Here is a 23607-nt window from a genome sequence, read left to right on the forward strand (position 1 = left end):
CTGAACTGCACCCCATAAGTTAGACTTTTTAAACTTATAAGGTGTGACCTATGCCAGTTCCAAAGCATTCAAAAGAGTTAAAACTCAAAGTAATTCAGGCTTATTTAGATGGTAGTAAAGGCTATAAAATTCTTTCCAAAGAGTTTAATGTAGATCTCCAAACCATTCGGTTATGGATTGAAAACTATAAGGCACATGGTACTGATGGGCTTAATATTAAAATTCAAAAAACTTATTATTCTTCAGAATTTAAAATCAATGCAATACAAATGCTTCTTGATAAGATACCCGTAAGAGAAGTAAGAAGACGGTTAAATCTGAGCGGGACGTCAATTTTAAGAAGATGGCTAGCTCTGTATCATAAAGAAGGGATTGCTGGGTTTAATACTAAACGGACTTATACCAATATGACTAAGCAAGATAAAACTAAAACAGTGAAACCAACAAGAGATGATAAAGACAAGTCTCAGCAAGAGCTCATTGATGAGCTTACAGCTTTACGCGCAGAGGTCGCTTTTTTAAAAAAGCTAAAAGCCTTAAAACTGAAGCAACGTACTTAAATTCAATTTGTACTGCAGACAGTGTTCAAATTATTTCAGAATTAAGGCAAATTTATCCATTAAAGCTCTTACTCAGTATTGCCAAGATAGCCCGTAGTACTTATTTCTACCACATGAAAGCTATACGCTCTAATGATAAATATACTGAGTTAAAACAGCAGATTAAGTCCATATACCATAAGCATAAGGGATGCTATGGCTATCGTAGAATTACTCTTGCTCTGAAAAGTACAGGAATAATGATTAACCATAAATGTGTATATCGACTCATGAAAACTATGGGACTTAAATCACGTATCAGAGCACTAAAATATCGCTCATATAAAAGTGGTTGTGTCGGGATAGTGGCTGATAACGTTTTACAACGGCAATTTAAAGCAAATCGACCAAATCAGAAATGGGCAACTGATGTAACGGAATTTAATGTGAACGGTGAAAAACTTTACCTATCCCCGATTATAGATTTATTTAATGGGGAAATTATTACATTCCGAATCCAACGCAAACTCAATTATGAGTTAGTAAAAGATATGCTCATTCATGCTTTGGCTAAACTTAAACGACATGAAAAACCAATTCTCCATTCCGATCAAGGATGGCAATATCAAATGGCTCATTACCAACAGCAATTAAAACAACAGGGTTTAATTCAAAGTATGTCTCGTAAGGGAAATTGTTTGGATAATGCTGTAATAGAAAGCTTCTTCGGAATATTAAAATCGGAGTGCTTTCATGGTGAAAAATTTCAATCAATTGATGAATTAGAGAAAACCATACAAGAGTACATTCATTATTATAATCATGAGAGAATCAAGGTGAAGTTACAAGGTTTATCCCCTGTACAATATAGAAATCAGTTTTTAAAAACTGCTTAATTAGCTGTCCAACTTTATGGGGTCAGATTATTCCGCCGCAGAGGGGGCACGAGGGCTCAACACTAAAAGTATGAAACTTTTAATGTACGTTTGATGCGGTCTGCTAAAACCGACTGGCAATGTGGCCAGCAGGCAAAGAATAGTGCTCAACCCTTTTACAGTCAAGCACACAAAATGACATTTGTTTTAATTTAGATCATTAAAAAGTAAGGATAAATAATGAGGAAGTCATTGTTAAAGTGGGGTTTATAAAAGTGAAAAACAGCCTAGAAAGGCTGTTTTATTTGAGCTAGAAAGATTTCGTATAAGCTGCATTACGTTAATTTTAAATAATCTTCATAACTCATTATCTTTAAAACGTGTAATTTACTTATTTCTAGTTTTTTCATAATATCTGGGATCAAAGATCTATTAGCTAAAAAGAGCTGATCAGTCCTATCAAATCCACCTTGTAACCTTATTCTTCTATTTTGAACATAAATATCCATCAACCGCTGCTCTCTTAGACTTTGTATAATGGTGGCTTTATATTCATCAAAATCTATTTTTTTATTATCTTTAAAAGAATACTCATCAAAAAGTTGATAGTAAAAATTTAAGAATTTTTCTTCACCATTTAAATATTCATCCAAGCTATTATTTTTCAATGAGATGTCGTAGCAAATGATATTCGATTGATCAGCTTCTACTTCTGAAAGCCAATGATCAAAAATAGAAATAGAAATGACCGTTTCCCACATAAATTTACTCAAATTACTAGAATTTTATAAGGATACATTAAGAGCTTTTCAGCGTATAAAATATTTAATTCAACACTAAATAATTTATAAACCTGTTTTTACAGCTTTTGATGATGTAACTACAGCAGCCTCAGCCACTTTCAAAAGAATTGATGCAGCTGTTTATATAGAACTTGATTAATCAGTCGATTAGAAATACTGAGTTTTTTACTTATTAAACTGGTAAATTTCATATAAGCTCCATTTAGTCTTTTAGGAAATTTTTAAAGAACAAAATTTATGGATGCAAAAGAAATTATCCTACGTAATTTTCCACATAATAACTTATATGATGACTTATCATTCTTAGGAAAATTAAACGAAGAACAGTCATGGGATATCGAAGAATATTGGCTTTTAGAATGGGGAGTTTATAAACTTGAAAAAAACTCACCAGAAAAATTAAATTGGGAAATTTTTAGGATTTTTAGCGTGATTATGCTTTGTATTAGCTCTCATTTAGATCAAAATGACTATTTTAAAATAAAGAATTTGAAACGCTCTGAACTTTATGAGATGAGAGAAAGAGTGCTTTTAGTATTTGAAGGTTATTTCTCTAGCTCAATGCCTGAACAAAACATTTTTGAAAAAGTAAATCCCTTATTAGCACTGTCCTCTATTTAAATTTAAGTAGTTAATAAAAACTGCCTAACTAAAGTAGTAAGGCAGCATATTTAATATGTAATTTATTTTAAAGAGATGTTCCACAAATATCTGTAGTGCCTGTTGGATAGGTAAATTGTAGTTTTGAATAATCAGATACGATTTCATATGATATTTCTTTACCTAAAGCACTTGAGTTGGAAACATAAAATCCCTCTTCAATTGCAATAGCAAATTTCATTTTGCTTAATGGAGTTGTATAACTCCATGTGTATCCCCTATCTACTCCATTTACAATATAACCAATTTTCTTACTGATTTGATTGTAATAAACCCCAACTCTAACTGTTTCATTTGCTAAAACTTCATTTTGTGTCTGAGTTGGGGTTATGTTTCCAGAAATAGAACTCATAAATAAATTTTGCTGTGAACCATATGCACTTCCAAAACTTGGTGCGGCAAAAACGATACCATCAAAATTACTTGTTCCTGTGATAAATCCTGAAGCTAGTTCATTTGAATTTAGATTGATTGGCTTTTTGAAAATATATTCAAAAGCAACAACATTAGACTGAGCAATATTAGTATCAGATTTAGTTTTTATTAGTGTTCCTATGTTTATATTAGCCAAAGCCTTAGTTAACACTTTCTGTCCAGTTATTGTTATATAGTTGCTTGGATTTGGTGTCCCTTCTGGCGTTTGTGAAGTGCTTGGATCAATCTCTAGATCACCAATTTTACATTCAGCCCAGCTCTGTACACTGACAATTAACAAGCTAAGAATCAATATATTTTTTTTCATTATTTCACCTTAATTTTATTGTGATTTTTGATTGTATGGTAAAAATTTAAGGTTTAAAAATTTTTCAGATAAAGAGACAATAGGTTAAGCTCTATAGTGATTTATTAGATAGATAGATATTTTTCTAAAATCAAAATAATAGGTATTAAATAAAAATAAGATTACTTACCAAACATCAGCAATATTTATTTATCAAACTAAAAATTTACTAAAACTACATCTGTAACTCTTCTAGTACTATTTTTAATGTCTTAACGGCTGAAGATCTAAACATAGTATTACCGTCCATAGACTTATTTTTATCTGTCCACGCTATTGCTGCAAGACATTGAATACCGACATAGCATAAGAACTCCCTTTTAGGAACTTCTTCTCCATAAGTCATTTCCCAACCTCGTAGAAATGAATTTCTTAATTCTAAATCAGAGAAATCTATATCTACCCAAACCATCTTCGCTAGATCATAAAGCGCATCTCCAATACGAGCAGCCTCAAAATCTAAAACACCAGAGATTTTATTATTGCTAGTTGCAAGAAGGTTCCGACCAATATAGTCACAATGCAAAAGACTCAACTGCTTTGGTTCTCGTAAATCTTTGCAATATGAAAGCAATACATTCAACTCATAACTAAATTCTTGATAGTCAGCTTTAGAGGGATCAATACGGGACATCCACTTTGATGTCATTAATTTTAGATGTTCGCTCCATAAAGTTGGATCTTCAGAAGAATTATCTCGTCCCTTCCAGAAATTCATCTCAAGTAAACGACAAGAATTAATCGCTCGATGAAAACTTCCTAGAGATGATCCTACGGATTTTAGCAATAATAATTTTTCTGTTCTCGAGCAATTTTTTAAAATACTGTTTACTGGCTGCCCTTCTAAAGCACTCATTACAACAATAAAATAATTTCCCCATTCAAATTTATCTAATAACTCTGGGGCTAGGGAAAATGCCTTAAGCTCATTCAATATTTCACAATATCTGTCATTATCTACTTTCCGTGCATAGGCTTTTACAAAGACCTCTCCTTGAGTAGTTTGTGCTTTGTATACAGTAGCTCCATCTCTATGAGTAACTAAACTCAGTGTCTCTGCTTGGATTCTGTTAAGTAAGCCATCTAAATTTTTCATAATATTTTATTAAATATATAAAGTTATAATCTCTATTCATTATATGATAAAGAATATATAAGAGTCCCTGTTTTACAAGGCTTTTTAGAATTTTCATTGTCATTTATTTAAGTTTTATTTCTATACAACAAACTCCTGAATACCTCTAATAGGAATATAAGTCATGGAAAACCAAGACATGATATCAATTGCACATAGATATCTTTCTAATACTATTTCTAAAGTCACAAAGTTACCTACGCATAAGCTAAAAAATGAGGACTCTGTTGAAAATGAAAAATCTTTCTTCTTTGTACATGATTTTGGTACTTATGAATTAGAAGCAAAATTCAATTATTGTGATGGTTTTCCAGAAAAAATAGCTTTGCTTATACATGGAGGTAACTCTGATTTAAGCTCTTTAAGTCCTTTAGAAAATTTACTTAGAATGGAAAATATTGGAACGCTTTCATTTAATTTAAGTGGGTTAAATAGTACGAGTAAAACAAAATCATCATTATCTCAAAATATAAATGAAAGTATTGCTTTTTACAGTCTCTTAAAAAAGGTGGATATTGTTATTGGATATAGTTTGGGTGGTTATATTGCAATTAATTTAGCAAAAAAAATTCAAATAGATCAATTAATTTTATTATGTCCAGCTATATATTCAGATCAAGCAGTAAACAAAATTTATGGAAATGAGTTTAAGAATGAAATTTCTAAACCTTATAGTTTTTATTCATCATCAATTTGGCATTTTTTAATGGAGTATAAAAGAGAAGTATTAATAGTATATGGAGAATTGGATGGAGTAAAAACGGATGATGGAAAGTCGAAAGGATTTTATGAAATTAATGGTATGACTCAGTATTCTCCAATTCCCTATGAGATAGTCCAAACATTTAAAAAAATTTCTATCCGAAAAGCTAACTTTAATTTAATAATTGAGAAAAATAAAGATCATTACCTCTTAAGAAATATAAAAACTTATAATATTAAAAAAAATATTGATTTCTCAAAAAAGACAGACTAGTCTGTAGCGGAATTTTCAAGCACAATAAATTATCCATGAATCAAATAGTTAAGAACTTAGAAACTTATCATCTTCACCTTTCTTCCGAGATTTCTCATTTAATTAGTGAAATGTCATATGAGTTGGCGTTATTAGGAGGCCCAGATTCTTTATATGTTCAAGAAAAGATTCTGGCTTTTAAGGAAATACTAAGTGCAAAGTTAAATTCATATGAAAAAAGTATGATAGAAAAATATATTCATAGAGAAATACCTTACCTAGTACTTGAAGGGTTAAATATTAAAAAATTAGATCGTAGTAAAATTGATATTACTCAATCAACTCAACTACCACCCCTTGAAATACTCGAAAAAGATATAGATATATTAACATTAGCTTCTTCTGAACAAATAATATTGGCACTCCTTGAGGAAGATGCTTTTGCATTTGATATTGATAATGTGGGTAAAATCGTTAGAGTTGTTGCAAACTTAAAAGGCGGTGGAGCTACAAAAATTGAAAATGAGAATCCTGATAAGAGTTCACATTCAGGTATAGAATTAACTGCACATACCGAAGCTCCTTACCATACAGTTACTAAAGTTGTTAACAATCATTCACCAGCTCCTTCTTCCTTAATTTTAACAGCAAGATGGAATCCCTTAAATGAACCTACAAGTTTAATTCCAATATCAAGAGTGTTAAGCCAATTAACTATTGAAGAGGTACTTGCTTTAACAACGGAAAGTTTTAATTTTACAAGAAGTGAAACATTTAACGAGGGCCAAGGATCTGGAGGAGAAAATGTTTCTATCCTAGAAGTAGATAAATATGGTTATAAAGCCATGAAATACAACTCCTATAGATTCACTCCAAATGAGAATGCATCTATAAAAATTAAAAATGCTTTTTATAAATTTGAATCAATTGTTCGAAAAACTAGTATTGTTGATTCTATTAATTTAAATCCTAATACCGTTTTAATTATTAATAATAGTTTATGCTTACATTGTCGAGATACTATTAAAGATAACCGAAGAACATTAGTTCGTTTATTTGGTTATAGAAAAAATCTTGATTATATTGTACTGCAAAAAAATCCTCTTATTGTTAAAGGCTAATGAATTGAATTTTGAACTCCTACTTATCTTAGGCTTAGTGGCTATGGTAGCTGGATTTATTGATGCTATTGCAGGTGGGGGTGGCTTAATAACTCTACCCGCATTGCTCTTATCAGGTGTTCCTCCTGTATCTGCAATAGCAACCAATAAATTGCAAGCTGCCTCTGCAACACTTTCAGCAACCATTAGTTTCGCAAGAAAAGGGCTCATCGAGTGGCGTAAAGCAATCCCTATAGCTTGTATGTCTTTTTTAGGGGGAATATTAGGGGCCCTTTCAGTTACCCTCATGCCTAAAAATGTACTTTTGACTATCGTTCCAATACTTTTAATTTTAGTAGCCTTATATTTTATTTTTTCACCAAAACTAAGCGATGTAGATAAGAAACCTCTTATTCCTTATTTTCTATTTGCACTTCTAGTCGCACCGTTACTAGGGTTTTATGATGGAGTTTTTGGTCCTGGGGTCGGTTCATTTTTCATAGTTGCATTTGTACTATTATTAGGTTTTAAGTTGGTGAGTGCCTTATCTTATACCAAGTTAGCAAATGTGGCTTGTAACTTAGGTTCTTTATCTATTTTCATCATTAAAGGATATGTCATTTTTCCAATCGCTTTAGTAATGGCTGGTGGGGCTTTTATTGGGGCTTCGATTGGCGCAAAATTTGCGGTAAGATTTGGATCAAGAGTGATTAAGCCTTTGTTAATATTGATAAGCTTATGTATGGCTCTAAAATTATTATTGGATCATAAGAACCCCATTTTCATATATTTTAGCCATTTCTTTTGATCTATTTATTACATTATTTGCATCTGAATAGCGTATTTTCTAGAGGCTCTTAAATCTGTTAAGAGCTCATTACTCTGAAATAGAACATACTATAGAAAAAGCTAAGCCCCGATTACCGAGACTTAGCTTTAAAATAATTTTAAATTAAAAATTACTTATTTGATGTCTGTAAACTCAGAAACAGGTTTGTTGACTTCAACTTTTGTACCTGCAAATTTTTCGCTCACAAACTTTTGTACTTTAGGTAAGTGGTAAAGTTCACCCAATTTCGTATAGATCGGGTCATTTTTATTCGCTTCAGCCACACCTAATAAGTTTACATAAAGCTTTGTAGACTGATCAATTGGCTCACGGAAGATAGAATCTTTCAGTACGTTTAAGCCGCCTTCAAGTGCCAATGTATTACCCAATACAATTGCATCAACGTCGTTTTTAACACGAACTGCTGTCGTCATTTGAATTGGTTTTAATTTTAAACCTTTAGGGTTTTCAGCGATGTCATTCGTTGTCCCTTTTACAGGATCAAAGTCTGGTTTAAGTTTAATAAGTTTAGCAGACTGTAATAATGTTAATGCGCGAGCTTCGTTAGCAGTATCGTTTGGAATCGCGATTGTAGCGCCTTGTGGGAACTCATCAACAGTTTTAACTTTATTTGCATAAAGGCCCATTGGTTCTAAGTAAGTTGTCGCAACAGCAGCAACTTTAGCTGTATTTGAAGCGTTATAGGCTGCTAAATAGTTAAATGACTGAAACGCATTTACGTCTTGTTCGCCACTTGCTACAGATGTGTTCAACACAACGTAGTCAGTCAAGTTAGTCACTTCAAGTTTAATACCCGCTTCTTTAGTCTCAGGAAGCGTTGCAACATATTTCCATACGTCAGTGTCTGAACCTGTTGAAACAAGTTTAATTGTGCGTACTGACTCAGTTTTGTCATTAGCTGGTGCTGTATTTTCAGTTTGTGCAGGTTGTTTATTACATGCAGTCAGTGTGAGTACAGATGCGCTGAACAGGACACTAAATAATTTTTTCATAGATACATCCTAAAATGGGAAACGCCTACTCTACAAAAGAGCGAGGCATTCCCAACCATTGGGTCGAAATGCAATATTTGGCTGGAAGTAATTTCCAGATATATAAGGGTTTAGAAGCCTGAATTCAGCCTAATTTCTTCCTTGATATTGCTCGCTGAACAATAGACTTATGTTTTGAATCAGTTTCTAAATATTGGATCATCATATATCAATAAGTGAATATTCTACAAATAACTTGTTCAATTTTGATATATAGACACGCTCTTGGTAAGGCACTGATAATAAAAAACATATTATATAAATAAAACAGTTTTGATTAAAATATGTACTTATTTGATTTATATGAAATTTTCAGGATTTGTTAGCAATATTTAAGCTAACTATGGCGCTAATTTATAGGCTATGCATAAAAAAAGCCCCTGTTTTCACAAAGGCTTTTTAAATTAGTTAGTTAAGCTCAGTTTCAATTACTTATGAACCCAAGGCACAGCTGGTGAGCCAATCCACGCAGATTTAGCAGGAATATTTTCACCTTTCATCACTAAAGTTAAAGGTCCTAACACTGCATGGTGGCTAACATTGGCGTTATATAAAATAATACTACGTGAATTTACAACCACATCATTTCCAATATTCACTTGTCCAATTTTCATAATACGATCTTCAAACAAGTGGGTTTGTGGACCTGAGAAGCTATTAAACTCTGCACGATCACCAATGCTTACACAGTCAAACTCAGTAATATCAGCCGTATCCATGTAAACATCTTTACCAATTTGGACACCCAAAATACGCAAGAAGAATGGTAGCATTGGCGTTCCTCTTAAGTAGTTTAAGAAGTTTGGAATCGCAACTGATTCATATAAGCTGGTAATCCCTTCACTCAACCATACAAACATGGTCCACATTGGCGCTGAACATGGTTGATAACGACCAATCAAAATCCATTTTAATAGAGCCACCATAATGAAACAGCCGACTCCATAGAGCAGCCCTGCAATGGTTAATGCTAATAGTCCTTTCGCTATACCGTAGTTATTAATAACATCAATAACATCTAATACAATCATATAACCTACGCCAATTGCGAGTGCGGCTGGCAATACAACACGAAGTCCTTCAATAAAACCACGCATGAAACGGCGCTTGGCACTAGGTTTAAAGGTTAAATGGTCAGGATATTTTTCGGCAGCTTCACGTGCAGGCAATAATAATGGCGGCGAACCAAACCAAGTTTGACCATCATACATTTCAAGGTTATCTGGTGTTTTTGACTGTACGCCAATTAAAACGTTATCTGGTAAAACAGTTCCATCAGCAATATAAGCACTGTTTCCAACAAAGCTACGGTTACCGATTTTGGTCGATTTTAATGTCATCCAACCGCCTTTGATCTCTTCATCGCCTAACATTACAGCATCGGCAATAAAGCTTTCTTCACCCAAAGTCAGCATTTCAGGAATAACACCATTTGCGGTAGAAATTTCAGTATTTTTACCGACTTTCGCCCCTAACATACGGAACCATGTAGGTGCATAAATTGTAGCAAACAGGCCGTGCAATGTTTGTAAGCTTGTTTCCAAGATTTGAGACGCAAACCATTTACGATAGTACGTGCTGCCATGAACAGCGTACGTTCCAGTCTCAAGACGAGGCAGTGCAATTTTGCGTATTGCTGAAGAAATAACAGCAGTAATCACCATCATCATTGCACTAGCTGGAATCGCTAAAGCAAAATAATAAAGTGCGATTTGCAGATGGTTGTTCGGATTGATATTAAATACGTTTACATCTAACCAATCGACCAAAAGGAAACTTGGGAAAATTGGAATAAAGAACAGACAAGCAATAATTAGCGCACTAACACCATAATATCCATATTCAGCAATTTTACGAATAAACGATAATCTAGGACGTTCTGGCATTTTAGCATGCTCATCAACATGCCCTATTTTTTTAGCAGGTGTTCCATCCCAAACTTCGCCAGCAGGTACAACCGTGTCATATTCAATTGAAGTTAGGGCATTTACATGAGCTTGTTTTTCTAACACTGTATTTTCTTCTAATACAGCATACGAACCCACATAGCTATCTTGTTTAAGATGAATTGAACCCAACACCAAATGACCATGTTCGACTTTGGTATTTTCTAAATTCACTTGAGAGCCAATACTCACGCCATCTTCAACTGTTAATAAAGATGGCACGCGAATATGAACTGAACTAATGGTGACATCATGTCCAATTTTTGCGCCCAGTGCTTTTAAATAGAGGTTAAGTAAAGTTGAACCTGACAAAAGATAGACTGGTGAAATATTGCTAATACGGTCTGCTAGCCACCAACGGAAATACGTCATTCCCCAAAGTGGATAGCGTCCTGCACCAATGCCCAGCATTAATAATCGTTTCACAGTAATTGAAAGCACAAAACTACTAATAATGACGCTGATATAAACCAGTAAAGACAGCGCGATTGCATATGGAATGCTGTCTCGTGTTCCACCTGTAAAATAGTGATAGGTAAAGAATGGTGCTAACCATTGCAAAATATTAATCGAAATTAAAACTGGAATAGTCATAAGCTGCGCAATACCACATAACCATTTATACGTTTGATTACGCAAGTTGTCTTGCCCAATTTGGCTATCAAATAAAGTAGGCTCTGGTTGCTCCAACATTAAAGCTGCAATAGCCCCCACTCTTCGGGCTTGATATAAGCTTTGAATTGTAAGATGGCTATATTCTTGATGTTCACGCAGGTTTGAAATTAAAACGGCTGCTAAAAGTGAATGCCCACCTAAATCATCAAAGAAGTCCGAATCTAGCTTAATCGGCATGTTTGGAAACAGGCGAGTCAAAATTTCAAATAAGATTTCTTCGGCTAGATTTTGCGGCTGATCAGATTCACTACGGTCAATCACACTCGTAAGCGGTCTTACTTTTAACGCTTTACGGTCAATTTTTCCAGATAATAAACGCGGTACTTCTTCAATAATCTCAAAACGATTCGGCACCATATAAGGTGGTAAACGTTGAGCTAGAGTATAACGAAGTTGCTTAATTTCTATCGGTTGTTTAGCATCAAGCTCAGGTGCAATAAAAGCAATAAGCTGATCAATTCCGTCTTCTTGACGTAGAATTACTGCTGCTGTGCCAATGCCATCAATATCACAAAGCGCCGCTTCAATTTCACCGAGTTCAACACGGAAACCACGGATTTTCACCTGATCATCAGCACGGCCTAAGCAGTGAACTTGACCAAATTCATCAATTTTTGCCAAATCCCCAGTACGGTAAAGCAACTCTTCATCCGCACTCATTGCCCAAGGGTTTTCAATAAACTTATCAGCCGTTAAATCAGGTCGCCCTAAATAGCCTGGTGCCACACTCGGACCGAAAATACAGAGCTCACCTGTTTCACCTTGAGCCAGTAATTCTCGTTCTGCATTAATCACCAACATGCCGTAGTTCGGTAACGGTTTTCCAATCGTAACTGGTTTGCCATGTTCTAACGACTCAAGGCTTGCAGTAACCGTAGTCTCAGTTGGACCATAGGTGTTAAACATTTGATGGTGAGGTAATGCCCAACGGTCAACCAGTGAGTCTGGGCACATCTCCCCGCCTAAGTTGATAATACGTAAATTCGGTACATCTTCAGGGAATAAAGCCAGTAATGTTGGTACAGCATGCAATACTGTAATTTGTTCCTGCTTTAATGTTTGGCATAAACGTTCAGGGTCACTCACCAAGTTTTTTGGAGCAATCCATAATGTTGCCCCAACCAAATAAGAAAGCCAGATTTCTTCAAACGACATATCAAAAGCGACTGAAAAGCCTTGATAAACTTTGTCCTGTTCTTGAATCCCTAAAATACTGTTTTCACTACGCAGAAAGTGACAAATATTTTTCTGGGTAATCACAATACCCTTCGGCTTTCCGGTTGAGCCTGAAGTGTAAATAATATAGGCAGGTTGATCGGGTGTAGTTTTCGGTAAGCTTACTTCTTTAATAACTGGCTGTTGTAGCTCTGTGTTTGTCCATTTGGTTTGCGGCACTTCCGCTAAATGTTCGTACCATTCATCTGTAGTAATCATGCCTACAGCTTCAGCATCTTCAAGACAAACTGCAATACGGTCGGCAGGCGTATCCATATCAAAAGGAAGCCACGCTGCGCCACTCAAACAGATCGCTAGTTGTGCTTTTAAAAGTTCAATCCCCCTCGGCAGCCATAACCCGACAATATTCCCCGCTTTTACCCCTTTTAAAGTCAGTTGTTGCGCCATTACTAAAGCTTGCTGATATAACTCTCCATAGCTCAGCGTTTTATTTGCTTCAATTAAAGCTGTTTTATTTGAGAGATTTTGAGCAGTTCGAATAAAAATATCGGCGAGTACTTCATCTTGCAAAAATTCGGGGTGAAATTTACCACGAATAATATTTTTCGAGCTTGTTACACATTGGTTCATTTTTATAACTCTCTTTAAGTTTTTGATTTAACTTAAATACAGTCACGTTTGGATTTTTATGACTTATTAAAGAAATCAATTGTTAGGCAACAAATTAAAGAGTTGAACTTAAATGAAGATTAAAGATTTTATTTTAAGCGTAGAGAGTGAGTTATTAACTTAGAAGAACAATCGATTTTTATGACTTATAAATCAAACGAGAATGACAACAAGGAAAAATATAGGCACGTATTTTTATAAAAATTAAATAGCGTTATTCAAAATTGATATAAGCCAAGAAAATAAAAAAACAGGCATAAAAAAAAGCCCTCGTCATTAACAAGGGCTTTTTAAGAATTTGGCGGAAGCGGTGAGATTCGAACTCACGGAGGACTCACACCCTCGTCGGTTTTCAAGACCGGTGCATTAAACCGCTCTGCCACGCTTCCAACGAGCGCTATAATATAAACAAAAACACAAGTTGGCAAACCTTTTATTTAACTTTTAATTCAAACGCTCAAAATAAATACAAATTAATTTAGTTTTCTGGGTTTTCGCTCTTCTCATAGCGAATTGTATTGATATACCAAAGCTTTTTTCCAGATGGCGTATGCACTTCAATCTCATCATCGACTTCTTTGCCGAGCAGTGCGCGAGCCATCGGCGATTCAATCGAGATATGCTGCGGGTGATGATCATAAATTTCATCAATCCCCACAATACGTAAAGTTTTTTGCTCACCTTCTTCGTTTTCAATCTCGACCCAAGCTCCGAAGTAAACCTTTCCGTCTTGCTCAGGTGCGTAATCAATGATTTTTAATTCTTCTAAACGTTTTCCTAAATAGCGTACTCGTCGATCAATTTTTCTCAGTAGCTGCTTGTTGTACTGATAATCTGCATTTTCACTGCGATCACCCAAGCTTGCAGCCCAATTCACTTTCTTTGTGATTTCTGGTCTTTCTTCATGCCAAAGTTGTTTTAATTCAGCAACTAATTTGTCATGCCCTGATCGGGTGATTAAGTTAGATTTCATGATTAAAAACCACTGTTCAACAACATATCGCTTACAAGATGTAGCATTTTATACCCTATTTTCTCATATCAGAAGTGTATAAATTTTCTTCCTTAAGAAATTCATGTGTTTATGATGATATATCGAATATTTAATTGTACGAAATTTGACAATACTTTTTTTCAATATTATGATGCGCGCAGATTAAATGTTGAGCATTTTTTAACCTTCCAGAAAACTATGTAGATTTTCTACACAGTTTGTTTTTTTCATTTCATGTCATTTTGAATGACGTCATGACTGCCCACCCCTTATTGAATTTATCAACTTTTAAAAGTTATGGCAGCTTATTGTCTGACTTTTTGGGCATAAATTATCTGTAGCGGAGACAACATGCACAGTAATTCAAGTTCAGGGTCGAGGCTTTGCCTTAACTCTTTATTTTCTTCTCTCCCGTTAAAAGCACTTGCACTTAGTACTATGCTTTTTCCATTTCATAGTATTAATGCAGGAAAAACCCTACAGTACAATACTGTAGTAAATACAAACACTCTAACTGTTGTTGCGGTAGAAAGCTCGACAACCGTTTTCAAAGAAGATCAGTTTTTACATGGTTTTGGTTACGACTTAGCACGTAACTATGCACAAAGCCTTAATGTAAAGCTGGACTTTAAAATCGTGGCAGACAATGCCACTGCACTTAGATGGGTTCAGCAAGGTAAAGCAAACTTTGCGATGACTACCGCAGGTTTAAGTACCATCGAGAACAAAGGTTTAATGTCCTTTTCTGCAAGTTGTGGTGACACAGCAAATTTGCAAAAAAATGGCTTAAATCCTGAGTTAAGTTGGGTATTTAAACAGGCTGATGACCCACTCACCCAGACCGCCAGTGGCTTTGTATGCCAAAGTAAGCAAAATGGTGTGACACAACAGCTTGCCTCTTTTTATAACCGCAATGTGGTGAAACCAGAAGCATGGTCAACCATTCAACGTGACTTAAGTACACGTTTACCGATTTATAAAGCGAGCTTTAAACAAAGTGCGGCTAAATATGATCTCGACTGGCATTTACTTGCAGCAATTGGTTATCAAGAGTCTTACTTAAAGCCAGAATCTGTTTCTCCCACAGGTGTTCGCGGCTTAATGATGCTCACCAATAGCACTGCTCGAGCAATGGGTGTAAGCAATCGTAGTGATCCAGCTCAAAGCATTCAAGGTGGTGCTAAGTATTACGACCAGATGCTAACTGAATTTGATAATATTCCCTTCCCTGATCGGAACTGGTATGCGCTTGTGGCCTATAACATGGGACCGGGTGCGGTAAGTCAAATTCAGAAGCGCTTGCAATCTCAAGGGAAAGATCCGAACAAATGGGTCAATCTCTATGACTATTTGCAAAGTAATAAAACGCGAAATGGTCGATATAAGCAAGCAGTTCAATATGTCACTCGTATTCGTGCTTATCTTGAACATATCAAAACGGCGCAAACACGAATCAATATCTAATTTTTATTGTTTAAAAGTTGATAAATTCATTGTTTGTATAAATAAAAAGCTTACCTCTATGGGTAAGCTTTTTATATGAATTCTTTGAAATTTAAGCTGTATGCTCTAACACTTTCTTGAACAAATCTTTTTGTTCTTGGCTTGGCTTAGCTGTTTGTAAAGCCATCAATTGAGACATATCGCCTTGAACTTTAATTTTACCAGTCATGAATGCCTGCATAGCAGCAGCCATATCAAACTCTAAGAATACTTTACGTAAAGTTTCAGCATCCATGTTTAAAGTTGTTTTGGCATTTGAAGACAAACCTTTTTTGATTTTACCCCCATCTAAAGCTAATTCGGTATTTCCAGAAGCATCTGTAACTACTAAATTAATTGCCAAATTCGCAAGAGCAGGTGGCAAATTAAGATCCCCTGCTTCAGCAGTTAATTTTTCGACAGTAGCAAACCAATCTTCAGTTAAAAATGCAGGCATGATTCTTCCTCAAATTTATTTGTTCAATTTCTCTAGTTGCCTATCCAGACAACATCATGTGAAGCAATTCTGCTTGAGCGTTGTTATAGCATGTAATTTAAATTTAGGGCTATGACTTTTTGTACGGAACATTCATTTTTTAGTATTTTGATACATTAAAGGCACTTGTTTATAAAGTGCCTTTAATTGACTTATCAAGTAGTTTTACTCAGCAGCAAAACTTAAGTTCACAACATCTAAGCGATTCTTAAGCTCTTCTGGATCTTTAAAATCCAGCTCGCGCTGAGAATCTAGCGCTTCGAAATCAAACAGTTCACGGTCCGCTAACTGAGACGGAGATACGTTTTGTAACGCACCGAAAATGCTGTGTAAGCGTTTCGGATATTGTTTATCCCAGTCACGTAGCATTTCATTCAGCATGGCACGCTGTAAGTTTTCCTGCGAACCACAAAGGTTACATGGAATGATTGGGAACTGACGCAACTCAGCATATTTGATGATGTCTTTTTCTTCAACATATGCCAATGGACGAATCAGAATATTCTTTTTATCTGATGATAAAAGCTTTGGAGGCATTGCCTTTAAACTACCACCATGAAACAGATTTAAGAAGAACGTTGCAAGAATGTCATCGCGGTGATGTCCTAAAGCAACTTTAGTCGCACCAATTTCTTGTGCAAAGCCATACAAAGAACCACGACGCAAACGCGAACATACTGCACAGTAGGTTTTACCTTCCGGTGTTAAACGCTTAGTAATGGTATAGGTGTCTTTTTCTAAAATGTAATATGGAATGTTATTTTCTTCCATATAACGAGGTAAGACATCTTCAGGAAAGCCTGGTTGCTTTTGGTCAAGGTTAACCGCAACAACATCAAAATTGATTGGTGCAATACGTTTAAACTGCAACATGATATCGAGCAAGGTATAACTGTCTTTACCACCAGACACACACACCATGACCTTATCGCCCTCTTCAAGCATATTGAAGTCACGAATAGCATGCCCAACTTGACGGCGAAGCTTCTTGAGCAAACGGTAATAGGCCGAGCTTGTTGGAAGTTCAGGCTTAAAATTAAATCCCTGATTAGACTCAACTGGCGCGTACATAGACGAGATATACCCATAAATAAAAATACCGCGCAATTTTATATGATTCGGACGAGAATCGCATCAAAAGAATAGTTTCAATTCTTGAAGTCGTCACATTGCTCCTGCATGATGCAAAAGTCGTGTTCTATTTTGACTAGCGCGTTCAAAATTTGTGCAAAGTGCTTACTTTTTGGACTTTTCCACAGTTTTCCACAAAACCTGTGGATAAAATTGTGGATTTCTTCGTACTTGACAAACTGTTTAGACCTTCTGTTAAGGGTTTTATTTAAATTGATCATTTTTTAACCAATGTTTTTTACATTTAAATATCAACATGTTAGCCAAGTCAATAGAATCATTTTAAAAATAATTTTTAATTTTTTTTGATGAGCATTCGAACAAAACAGCTTGATTTTTTGAAAGAGTCGAAATAAAAAAAATTACACAAAAGTTCTTTCTGTAATATTTTTTGATAAACTCTTCGACAAGTTTTGAATATCTTAAAATTGTGAATAACATAAAATGAAAAAATCGGTTCAATTTCTTTTTTCTTGTTTACTGGGGATGACCACTTTTTCGGTCGGCATAACGTCGACTTCAGCAGGCCAAATGTATATTTACCAAGATAAAAATGGTAGTACATTGCTAACGAATCGAAAAAGTTATGATCAATCACTTAAAAAAGTAAAAGTGACCTATTACCCTGACAGTAATATTCATAGTTATACGAACTGGGGAGCTTCAGAGGCCTCTGTTCTGCCTAGCTACAATAAAAATAAAAATGCTTTTGACCACATTATTAAACAGGCTGCACAGCAACACGGCGTATCAGAAGGCTTAATTAAGGCCGTCATGCATACCGAGTCAGGATTTAATGTAAATGCTCGCTCTCCTGTGGGTGCACAAGGTCTTATGCAGCTTATGCCTGCGACTGCACGTCGATTTAACGTGACCAATGCCTTCGATGCTCAGCAAAATATTTTTGCAGGTGCAAAATATTTAAGTTGGCTGCTCAAACGTTTTCGTGGTAATACACAAATGGCACTTGCTGCTTATAATGCAGGTGAAGGTAATGTTGATAAATACGGCGGTATTCCCCCTTTTCGTGAAACACAAGATTACGTGCGCCGTGTAACAAGTCGATATCAAAACTTATATTCATCTGGTTCAGGTTTTTCATCTTTTACTAATTCTTCTAATACTTCAGCGCAAGTCTCTTCTCAGTCTTCTAATTTAACGGAAAACACAACAGCTCAAATAGCAGCACCAGCACCTAAATATTCCTCTTCTCGTCAAATTGTGACTTTATCGAATGGGACATTTACTGATGCGCCTACGGGTACTTATGTCACGAACAACGCCACTGCTATTGCACATATTCGAATTGAATAAAAACTTTTACTGACGGATCTATTCCGTCAAATTTCTGTGCTTTAAATTGTAAAGATCTATTACCTGATCCTTACCATTTAGGCAAATTTAGCCAATAATTCTTTAAATTTAGGTACATTCTACTTCGTGAAAGAATGTATCAATTCCTTATTTTTTTCTTGAATTTTTCCCCTAAGCCCCGCATATTAGCTGCATGATTTAGAATTTATAAATCAGATAACATTTTATTTATAAGAGGATTTTCTCAATGATGCGGATTGGTTTGTTTTTGCTTACCAACCTCGCGGTACTGGTTGTAGCTGGCATTATTTTGTCACTCTTCGGTGTCGGTAGTTACCATGGCGCGGGTGGCTTGAATCTAGGCAACCTTTTAGTCATCTGTTTTGTGTTTGGTATGGTGGGCTCTTTAATCTCACTGTTTATGTCAAAATGGATGGCTAAGAAAACGACCGGTACAGAACTGATCGACCCGAATGCTCCTCGTAACCAAGCTGAAAGCTGGTTATTGCAAACAGTCGCTGAACTTTCTCAACGTTCTGGTATTAATATGCCAGAGGTTGGTATTTTTCCATCATATCAATCCAATGCCTTTGCAACAGGCTGGAATAAAAATGATGCATTGGTTGCCGTTTCAACGGGTCTACTTGAACGTATGAATAAAGATGAGTTACGTGCCGTTCTCGCACATGAGATTGGTCACGTTGCGAATGGTGATATGGTCACCTTAGCCCTCATTCAAGGTGTAGTGAACGCCTTTGTTATGTTCTTTGCCCGTGTGGTAGGTGACTTTATTGACCGCAATGTTTTTGGCCGTCAAGATGATGAAGCACCGGGTATGGGTTACTTTGTTATTACCATGGTATTGGATATCGTCTTTGGTATTCTCGCTTCGGCTATCGTGATGTGGTTCTCTCGTTATCGTGAATACCGTGCTGATGAAGCAGGTGCGCGTTTAGCAGGTAAACAAGCAATGATTTCTGCATTATTACGTCTACAAGCTGAGACAGAAATGCCAGATCAAATGCCAAAAGAAATGAAAGCTTTCGCGATTGCGGAAGGTAAAGAACAGGGTTTCAGCTTAGCTGCTTTGTTCCAAACCCACCCAACAATTGAACAACGTGTGGCAGCTTTACATCAATTAGATTGCCCATAAAACGTTTAACGTGAAGAAATAAAGCCTCCAATCGGAGGCTTTATTTTTATTACATGGTTTGATAGAAGCTCCACAGATAACTTGCTCCCCACCAAACAGCCAAGCCAATTAAAAGCAGTACAAAGGCACCTAATAAATCAGGTATATGTAACCATAACCAACTCACCACAGGATTACGCCAGAAAGCTGAATGTTGCTGCTTCTTTTCAAGCTTTTCATGTAAATATGGATGAACGACATGAATATCACTTTGAATCGCATATTCTTCACGTATGTGCGTATGCACCACATCTAATGCTTTTCTACTAGGTCGTATAAATATATCAAAAATAGTTCCTGCAACAGGAACAAAGCCCACTACAGCATCTATAACTGCCAGTTTAATGACTGGAGTTAATTTATGTTGAGGTACACCAATCTGTTTAGCTTTATAAATGGCATAGCACGTCAGCGCGAAACCAGCGACATCACCTGCAATCGGAATCGTGCTCAGTGCAGCATCAGCTCCTATACCTTGTTTAGTAAAAGGAATGCGAACCGCACTATCCATCATGGTGGCAAACTTGGCAAGGTCTCGTTCTAGTGCGATGACCTGCTGCTCTGTTAATTTTTTTTCTTGAGGCATCTAAATCAAATATATGAAGAGAAGTTAAACTTAATATACTTGATTTAATGCCTCTTTTTAAAATTGTTTACTTTTAACTAGAAGCTTTCGATCTAAACAATGAACGAAGTAACACGTACATCACTGGAATAAAGAATAAAACCAGTACAGTACCAAACATGACGCCACCTAAAATACTAATACCGATTTCTTGGCGGCTCACAGCCCCTGCGCCTTGAGCAAAGACCAAAGGGATTACTCCAGCACCAAAGGCTAAGGAAGTCATTAAAATCGGTCTTAGACGCAAGCTAGCGCCTTCTAAAGCCGCTTGAATTGCATTCTTACCCTTTTCTTGAGCCAAGGCTGCAAACTCAACAATCAAAATTGCGTTTTTGCACGATAAGCCAATCGTGGTTAATAGTGCGATTTGGAAATATACGTCATTCGGCAGGCCGAAAATATAAGAGAAAATTACACTTCCCCCTACGCCCAGAGGAATAGATGTCATCACAGCGGCTGGAATGCTCAAGCTTTCATATAAAGCAGCTAAACATAGAAAGATAAAGCCTGCCGAAATTAAATATAACCAGACTGCCTGATTCGTCGACTTCTGTTCTTCAAAAGATAAACCTGTCCACGCTAAACCAATATCCTTTTGCTGATTAACAAGTTGCTCAACATCTTTCATTGCCTGACCTGAACTGCTGCCACTCACGACATCTGCTTGTAGTTGTAAAGCACTATATCCCATATAGCGTTTTACGATTTCAGGAGCTCCGCCCCAGCTAAAGTTAGCAAATGAACTAAAAGGCACCATTTCATTTTGGTTATTACGTACAGACCAGTTATATAAATCTTCCGGTTTCGATCTGAACTCAGCATCACCTTGAATCATGACACGCTTAATACGCCCACGGTCAATAAAGTCATTCACGTAAGTTCCACCCCACGCACTGGAGAGTGTATTGTTAATTGCAGGGAGTTCTAAACCATTTGCTAATGCCTGTTTCTGGTCAATTTTGATATTGAGATTAGCTTTACTATTGGTTGATTGCTTATCAAAATTTTCGAAAGTTGAGTAACTTTTGCTCTGTATTTGCAACTGACGGAAGGTGCTATCTAGAAAATCTTGCCCCTGCCCATTTAAATCTTGAATCCATAAATCCAAACCATCAGTTTGACCTAAACCATTGACCGAAGCAGGTAAAGTCACATTGATTTGAGCATTATTAAAACGGCTAAAATATTTCATCGCACGTTTTTGTATAGCGTCTGCCGAATCATCTTTTCCTGTACGCACATCCCATGGTTTTAAAGCAATAAATCCTTGTGCCAAGTTCTGTCCTGTACCCGAGTAATTTCGGCCATAACGGATTAAAACCAAGTCGACATTTTTATCTTCTTGAGTCAAGAAATATTGACGAACTTGTTCACCAACTTTCTGACTTTGAGAAATTGGGGCACTATCAACAAGTTTAATTTGAACACTTAAAATGCCTTGATCTTCTTTAGGAATAAATCCACTTTTTAAACCGCTATAGAACAGGGCGAAAACAGCAATCAAAGCCACAAAAATCACAACAACCGATTTACTGTAGCGAATGCTTGTTTGTACGATCTTTATATATTGATTTTTAAGCTGATCAATTTTTTGGTTAAACCAAACCGCCCAACGCATAGGCTCAGGGTTAGGTTTTAAAATTAGGGCACACAAAGCAGGTGTTAGGACTAAGGCAACGACGAGCGATAACGCCATAGCGGCAACTAAAGTAATAGAAAACTGACGGTAAATCACCCCAATTGAGCCGCCTAAAAAGGACATTGGAATAAAAACCGCAGTTAAAACCAATGTAATCCCAATTAAAGCTCCACTAATTTCTCCCATCGACTCAATGGCTGCTTCTTTCGGTGTTAAGTGCTGTTCATGCATGAGCCGCTCAACGTTTTCCACGACTACAATTGCATCATCTACTAACAAACCAATAGCAAGCACCAGTGCAAATAGCGTTAGGGTGTTAATGCTAAAACCGAGCACATATAAGACAGCGAAAGTTCCTAAAATAACAACCGGCACGGTAATACTTGGAATGAGTGTCGCACGCCAGCTTTGTAAAAATAGGAACATCACCAAAATAACGAGAATAATCGCTTCAATAAGCGTCTTTACAACTTCCTTAATCGACTCTTGAACAAATGGCGTGTTATCTCGTGGATAAACAATTTTATATCCGGCTGGTAACTTACTTGTAACCTTATCTAGAGTTTGATGAATAAGCTTAGAGGTTTGAATTGCATTCGCACCTGAAGATAACGAAATACCTAAACCAGCAGCAGGATAGCCATTAATGGTGTTAAAAGACTGATAGTTTTCTGCACCCAACTCAACTCTGGCAATATCTTTTAAATAGACATAGCTCGCTGTTTGATTTGATTTCACTACAATATTTTTAAACTCTTCGACTGTTTTTAATCGAGAACCTGCAGTGACCTTGGTATTTAAATATTGACCATCGATAACGGGTAAATCACCGATTGCACCTGCTGCAACTTGTGTGTTTTGCGAGGTGATTGCATTCGCTACATCACTCGGCATTAAATTGTATTGTTTTAATTTCTCTGGATTTAGCCAAATTCGCATTGCATATTGCGAACCGAAAACATCAGACTCTCCCACCCCTTCAATACGGTTTAAGTCATCTACCACATGCGTAGTTAAATAGTCCGATAGCTCAATATTGCCCGCTTTACCTGTCGAGTCATATAAACCTACCACCATAAAAGTATCACCGAGTGACTTACTTACGGTCACCCCTTGGCGTTGCACTTCATCGGGTAAACGTCTTATGACGCCACTAATGCTATTTTGTACTTGCACCTGTGCTGTATCTGGATTTGTTCCATTATCAAAACTAATTGTAATTCGGCTACGTCCCGATGAATCACTGGTAGAACTGAAGTAAAGTAAGTGATCAATACCTTGTATTTGCTGTTCTAAAATCTGAGTAACACTTTGCTCAACCGTTTGTGCATCTGCCCCGCTATAACTTGCCGATACTGTAATTTTTGGGGGTGCAATATCGGGATAGCGTTCAATGGGTAAATTCAGCACCGAGAAAATACCAAATGCCATAACAATAATTGCTAGCACACTGGCAAAAATAGGACGCTGAATAAAAAATTTAGATAGCATGGCTGCTCAGAATTAAGTCGTCAATTAACAAGTGGCAATACCCAATCG

The 23607-nt window shown here is 36.2% G+C and carries 19 protein-coding genes and 1 tRNA gene; 9 read left to right on the plus strand and 11 right to left on the minus strand.

Features of this window, described 5'->3' with window-relative positions:
• Nucleotides 1-50: 50 nt before the first annotated feature.
• Together MKL38_RS08185 and MKL38_RS08190 are read left to right on the plus strand one after the other, a co-directional pair.
• On the plus strand, nucleotides 51-560 hold the full coding sequence (locus tag MKL38_RS08185) for a helix-turn-helix domain-containing protein (protein WP_270902241.1): 510 nt from the start codon (nucleotides 51-53) through the stop codon (nucleotides 558-560).
• 5 nt (nucleotides 561-565) lie between these two features.
• Nucleotides 566-1435: an IS3 family transposase gene (locus MKL38_RS08190; RefSeq protein ID WP_270902571.1), complete on the plus strand. Its 870-nt coding sequence runs from the start codon at nucleotides 566-568 to the stop codon at nucleotides 1433-1435.
• A gap of 314 nt (nucleotides 1436-1749) precedes the next feature.
• On the opposite strand, the gene MKL38_RS08195 is transcribed toward MKL38_RS08190, so the two are convergent.
• Entirely contained in the window at nucleotides 1750-2175 is a 426-nt protein-coding gene (locus MKL38_RS08195; RefSeq protein WP_270903024.1) for a hypothetical protein, read from the minus strand.
• Nucleotides 2176-2454: 279 nt separating this feature from the next.
• Between MKL38_RS08195 and MKL38_RS08200 the strand changes: the two genes are divergently transcribed.
• A complete protein-coding gene (locus MKL38_RS08200; protein ID WP_209831338.1) occupies nucleotides 2455-2838 on the plus strand; it encodes an Imm41 family immunity protein in 384 nt (127 codons plus the stop codon).
• A 67-nt stretch (nucleotides 2839-2905) separates the two neighbouring features.
• On the opposite strand, the gene MKL38_RS08205 is transcribed toward MKL38_RS08200, so the two are convergent.
• Both MKL38_RS08205 and MKL38_RS08210 read right to left on the minus strand, forming a co-directional pair.
• On the minus strand, nucleotides 2906-3619 hold the full coding sequence (locus tag MKL38_RS08205; RefSeq protein ID WP_270903025.1) for a DUF4882 family protein: 714 nt from the start codon (nucleotides 3617-3619) through the stop codon (nucleotides 2906-2908).
• Between the two features lie 214 nt (nucleotides 3620-3833).
• The gene (locus MKL38_RS08210) at nucleotides 3834-4754 is read right to left on the minus strand and encodes an aminoglycoside phosphotransferase family protein (protein WP_270903026.1); all 921 of its coding nucleotides are present in this window, start codon (nucleotides 4752-4754) and stop codon (nucleotides 3834-3836) included.
• Between the two features lie 163 nt (nucleotides 4755-4917).
• Here MKL38_RS08210 and MKL38_RS08215 point away from each other — a divergent pair, with 163 nt between their 5' ends.
• The 3 genes from MKL38_RS08215 to MKL38_RS08225 are packed head-to-tail and all read left to right on the plus strand — an operon-like array spanning nucleotide 4918 to nucleotide 7656.
• Nucleotides 4918-5769, plus strand: a complete 852-nt coding sequence (locus MKL38_RS08215; protein ID WP_270903027.1) for an alpha/beta fold hydrolase — start codon at nucleotides 4918-4920, stop codon at nucleotides 5767-5769.
• Nucleotides 5770-5804: 35 nt separating this feature from the next.
• On the plus strand, nucleotides 5805-6869 hold the full coding sequence (locus tag MKL38_RS08220; protein WP_270903028.1) for a hypothetical protein: 1065 nt from the start codon (nucleotides 5805-5807) through the stop codon (nucleotides 6867-6869).
• A 43-nt stretch (nucleotides 6870-6912) separates the two neighbouring features.
• Nucleotides 6913-7656 (plus strand): TSUP family transporter, encoded by a 744-nt coding sequence (locus MKL38_RS08225; RefSeq protein ID WP_005045700.1) that lies wholly within the window; start codon nucleotides 6913-6915, stop codon nucleotides 7654-7656.
• Nucleotides 7657-7811: 155 nt separating this feature from the next.
• Here the strand turns inward: MKL38_RS08225 and MKL38_RS08230 are convergent, their stop codons facing one another.
• The 4 genes from MKL38_RS08230 to greB form a co-directional block, all read right to left on the minus strand.
• Nucleotides 7812-8690: a MetQ/NlpA family ABC transporter substrate-binding protein gene (locus tag MKL38_RS08230; protein ID WP_005038764.1), complete on the minus strand. Its 879-nt coding sequence runs from the start codon at nucleotides 8688-8690 to the stop codon at nucleotides 7812-7814.
• A 467-nt stretch (nucleotides 8691-9157) separates the two neighbouring features.
• Nucleotides 9158-13156 (minus strand): delta-poly-L-ornithine synthetase PosA, encoded by a 3999-nt coding sequence (gene posA, locus MKL38_RS08235; protein WP_270903029.1) that lies wholly within the window; start codon nucleotides 13154-13156, stop codon nucleotides 9158-9160.
• A 338-nt stretch (nucleotides 13157-13494) separates the two neighbouring features.
• Nucleotides 13495-13584 (minus strand) — tRNA-Ser (locus tag MKL38_RS08240).
• Between the two features lie 89 nt (nucleotides 13585-13673).
• Nucleotides 13674-14168 carry a transcription elongation factor GreB gene (gene greB, locus MKL38_RS08245; RefSeq protein ID WP_270903030.1) on the minus strand — a complete coding sequence of 165 codons (495 nt, stop codon included), beginning with the start codon at nucleotides 14166-14168 and terminating at the stop codon, nucleotides 13674-13676.
• A 372-nt stretch (nucleotides 14169-14540) separates the two neighbouring features.
• Between greB and MKL38_RS08250 the strand changes: the two genes are divergently transcribed.
• Nucleotides 14541-15653 (plus strand): transglycosylase SLT domain-containing protein, encoded by a 1113-nt coding sequence (locus MKL38_RS08250; RefSeq protein WP_270903031.1) that lies wholly within the window; start codon nucleotides 14541-14543, stop codon nucleotides 15651-15653.
• Between the two features lie 91 nt (nucleotides 15654-15744).
• Here the strand turns inward: MKL38_RS08250 and MKL38_RS08255 are convergent, their stop codons facing one another.
• Together MKL38_RS08255 and ttcA are read right to left on the minus strand one after the other, a co-directional pair.
• Entirely contained in the window at nucleotides 15745-16128 is a 384-nt protein-coding gene (locus MKL38_RS08255; RefSeq protein WP_017387812.1) for an SCP2 sterol-binding domain-containing protein, read from the minus strand.
• Nucleotides 16129-16332: 204 nt separating this feature from the next.
• Complete coding sequence (gene ttcA / locus MKL38_RS08260; protein ID WP_003650120.1) at nucleotides 16333-17238, minus strand: tRNA 2-thiocytidine(32) synthetase TtcA; 906 nt, start codon at nucleotides 17236-17238, stop codon at nucleotides 16333-16335.
• A 504-nt stretch (nucleotides 17239-17742) separates the two neighbouring features.
• Here ttcA and MKL38_RS08265 point away from each other — a divergent pair.
• Complete coding sequence (locus tag MKL38_RS08265; RefSeq protein ID WP_017387811.1) at nucleotides 17743-18612, plus strand: lytic transglycosylase domain-containing protein; 870 nt, start codon at nucleotides 17743-17745, stop codon at nucleotides 18610-18612.
• A 247-nt stretch (nucleotides 18613-18859) separates the two neighbouring features.
• Nucleotides 18860-19765 carry a protease HtpX gene (gene htpX, locus MKL38_RS08270; protein WP_231762697.1) on the plus strand — a complete coding sequence of 302 codons (906 nt, stop codon included), beginning with the start codon at nucleotides 18860-18862 and terminating at the stop codon, nucleotides 19763-19765.
• Between the two features lie 49 nt (nucleotides 19766-19814).
• On the opposite strand, the gene MKL38_RS08275 is transcribed toward htpX, so the two are convergent.
• Entirely contained in the window at nucleotides 19815-20390 is a 576-nt protein-coding gene (locus MKL38_RS08275) for a DUF4112 domain-containing protein (RefSeq protein WP_017391785.1), read from the minus strand.
• 73 nt (nucleotides 20391-20463) lie between these two features.
• Nucleotides 20464-23559 carry a multidrug efflux RND transporter permease subunit gene (locus tag MKL38_RS08280; protein WP_270903032.1) on the minus strand — a complete coding sequence of 1032 codons (3096 nt, stop codon included), beginning with the start codon at nucleotides 23557-23559 and terminating at the stop codon, nucleotides 20464-20466.
• Nucleotides 23560-23607 lie beyond the last annotated feature (48 nt).

The sequence above is a fragment of the Acinetobacter sp. AOR14_HL genome (genome assembly GCF_027855175.1).
In the GTDB taxonomy this organism is placed as follows: domain Bacteria; phylum Pseudomonadota; class Gammaproteobacteria; order Pseudomonadales; family Moraxellaceae; genus Acinetobacter; species Acinetobacter calcoaceticus.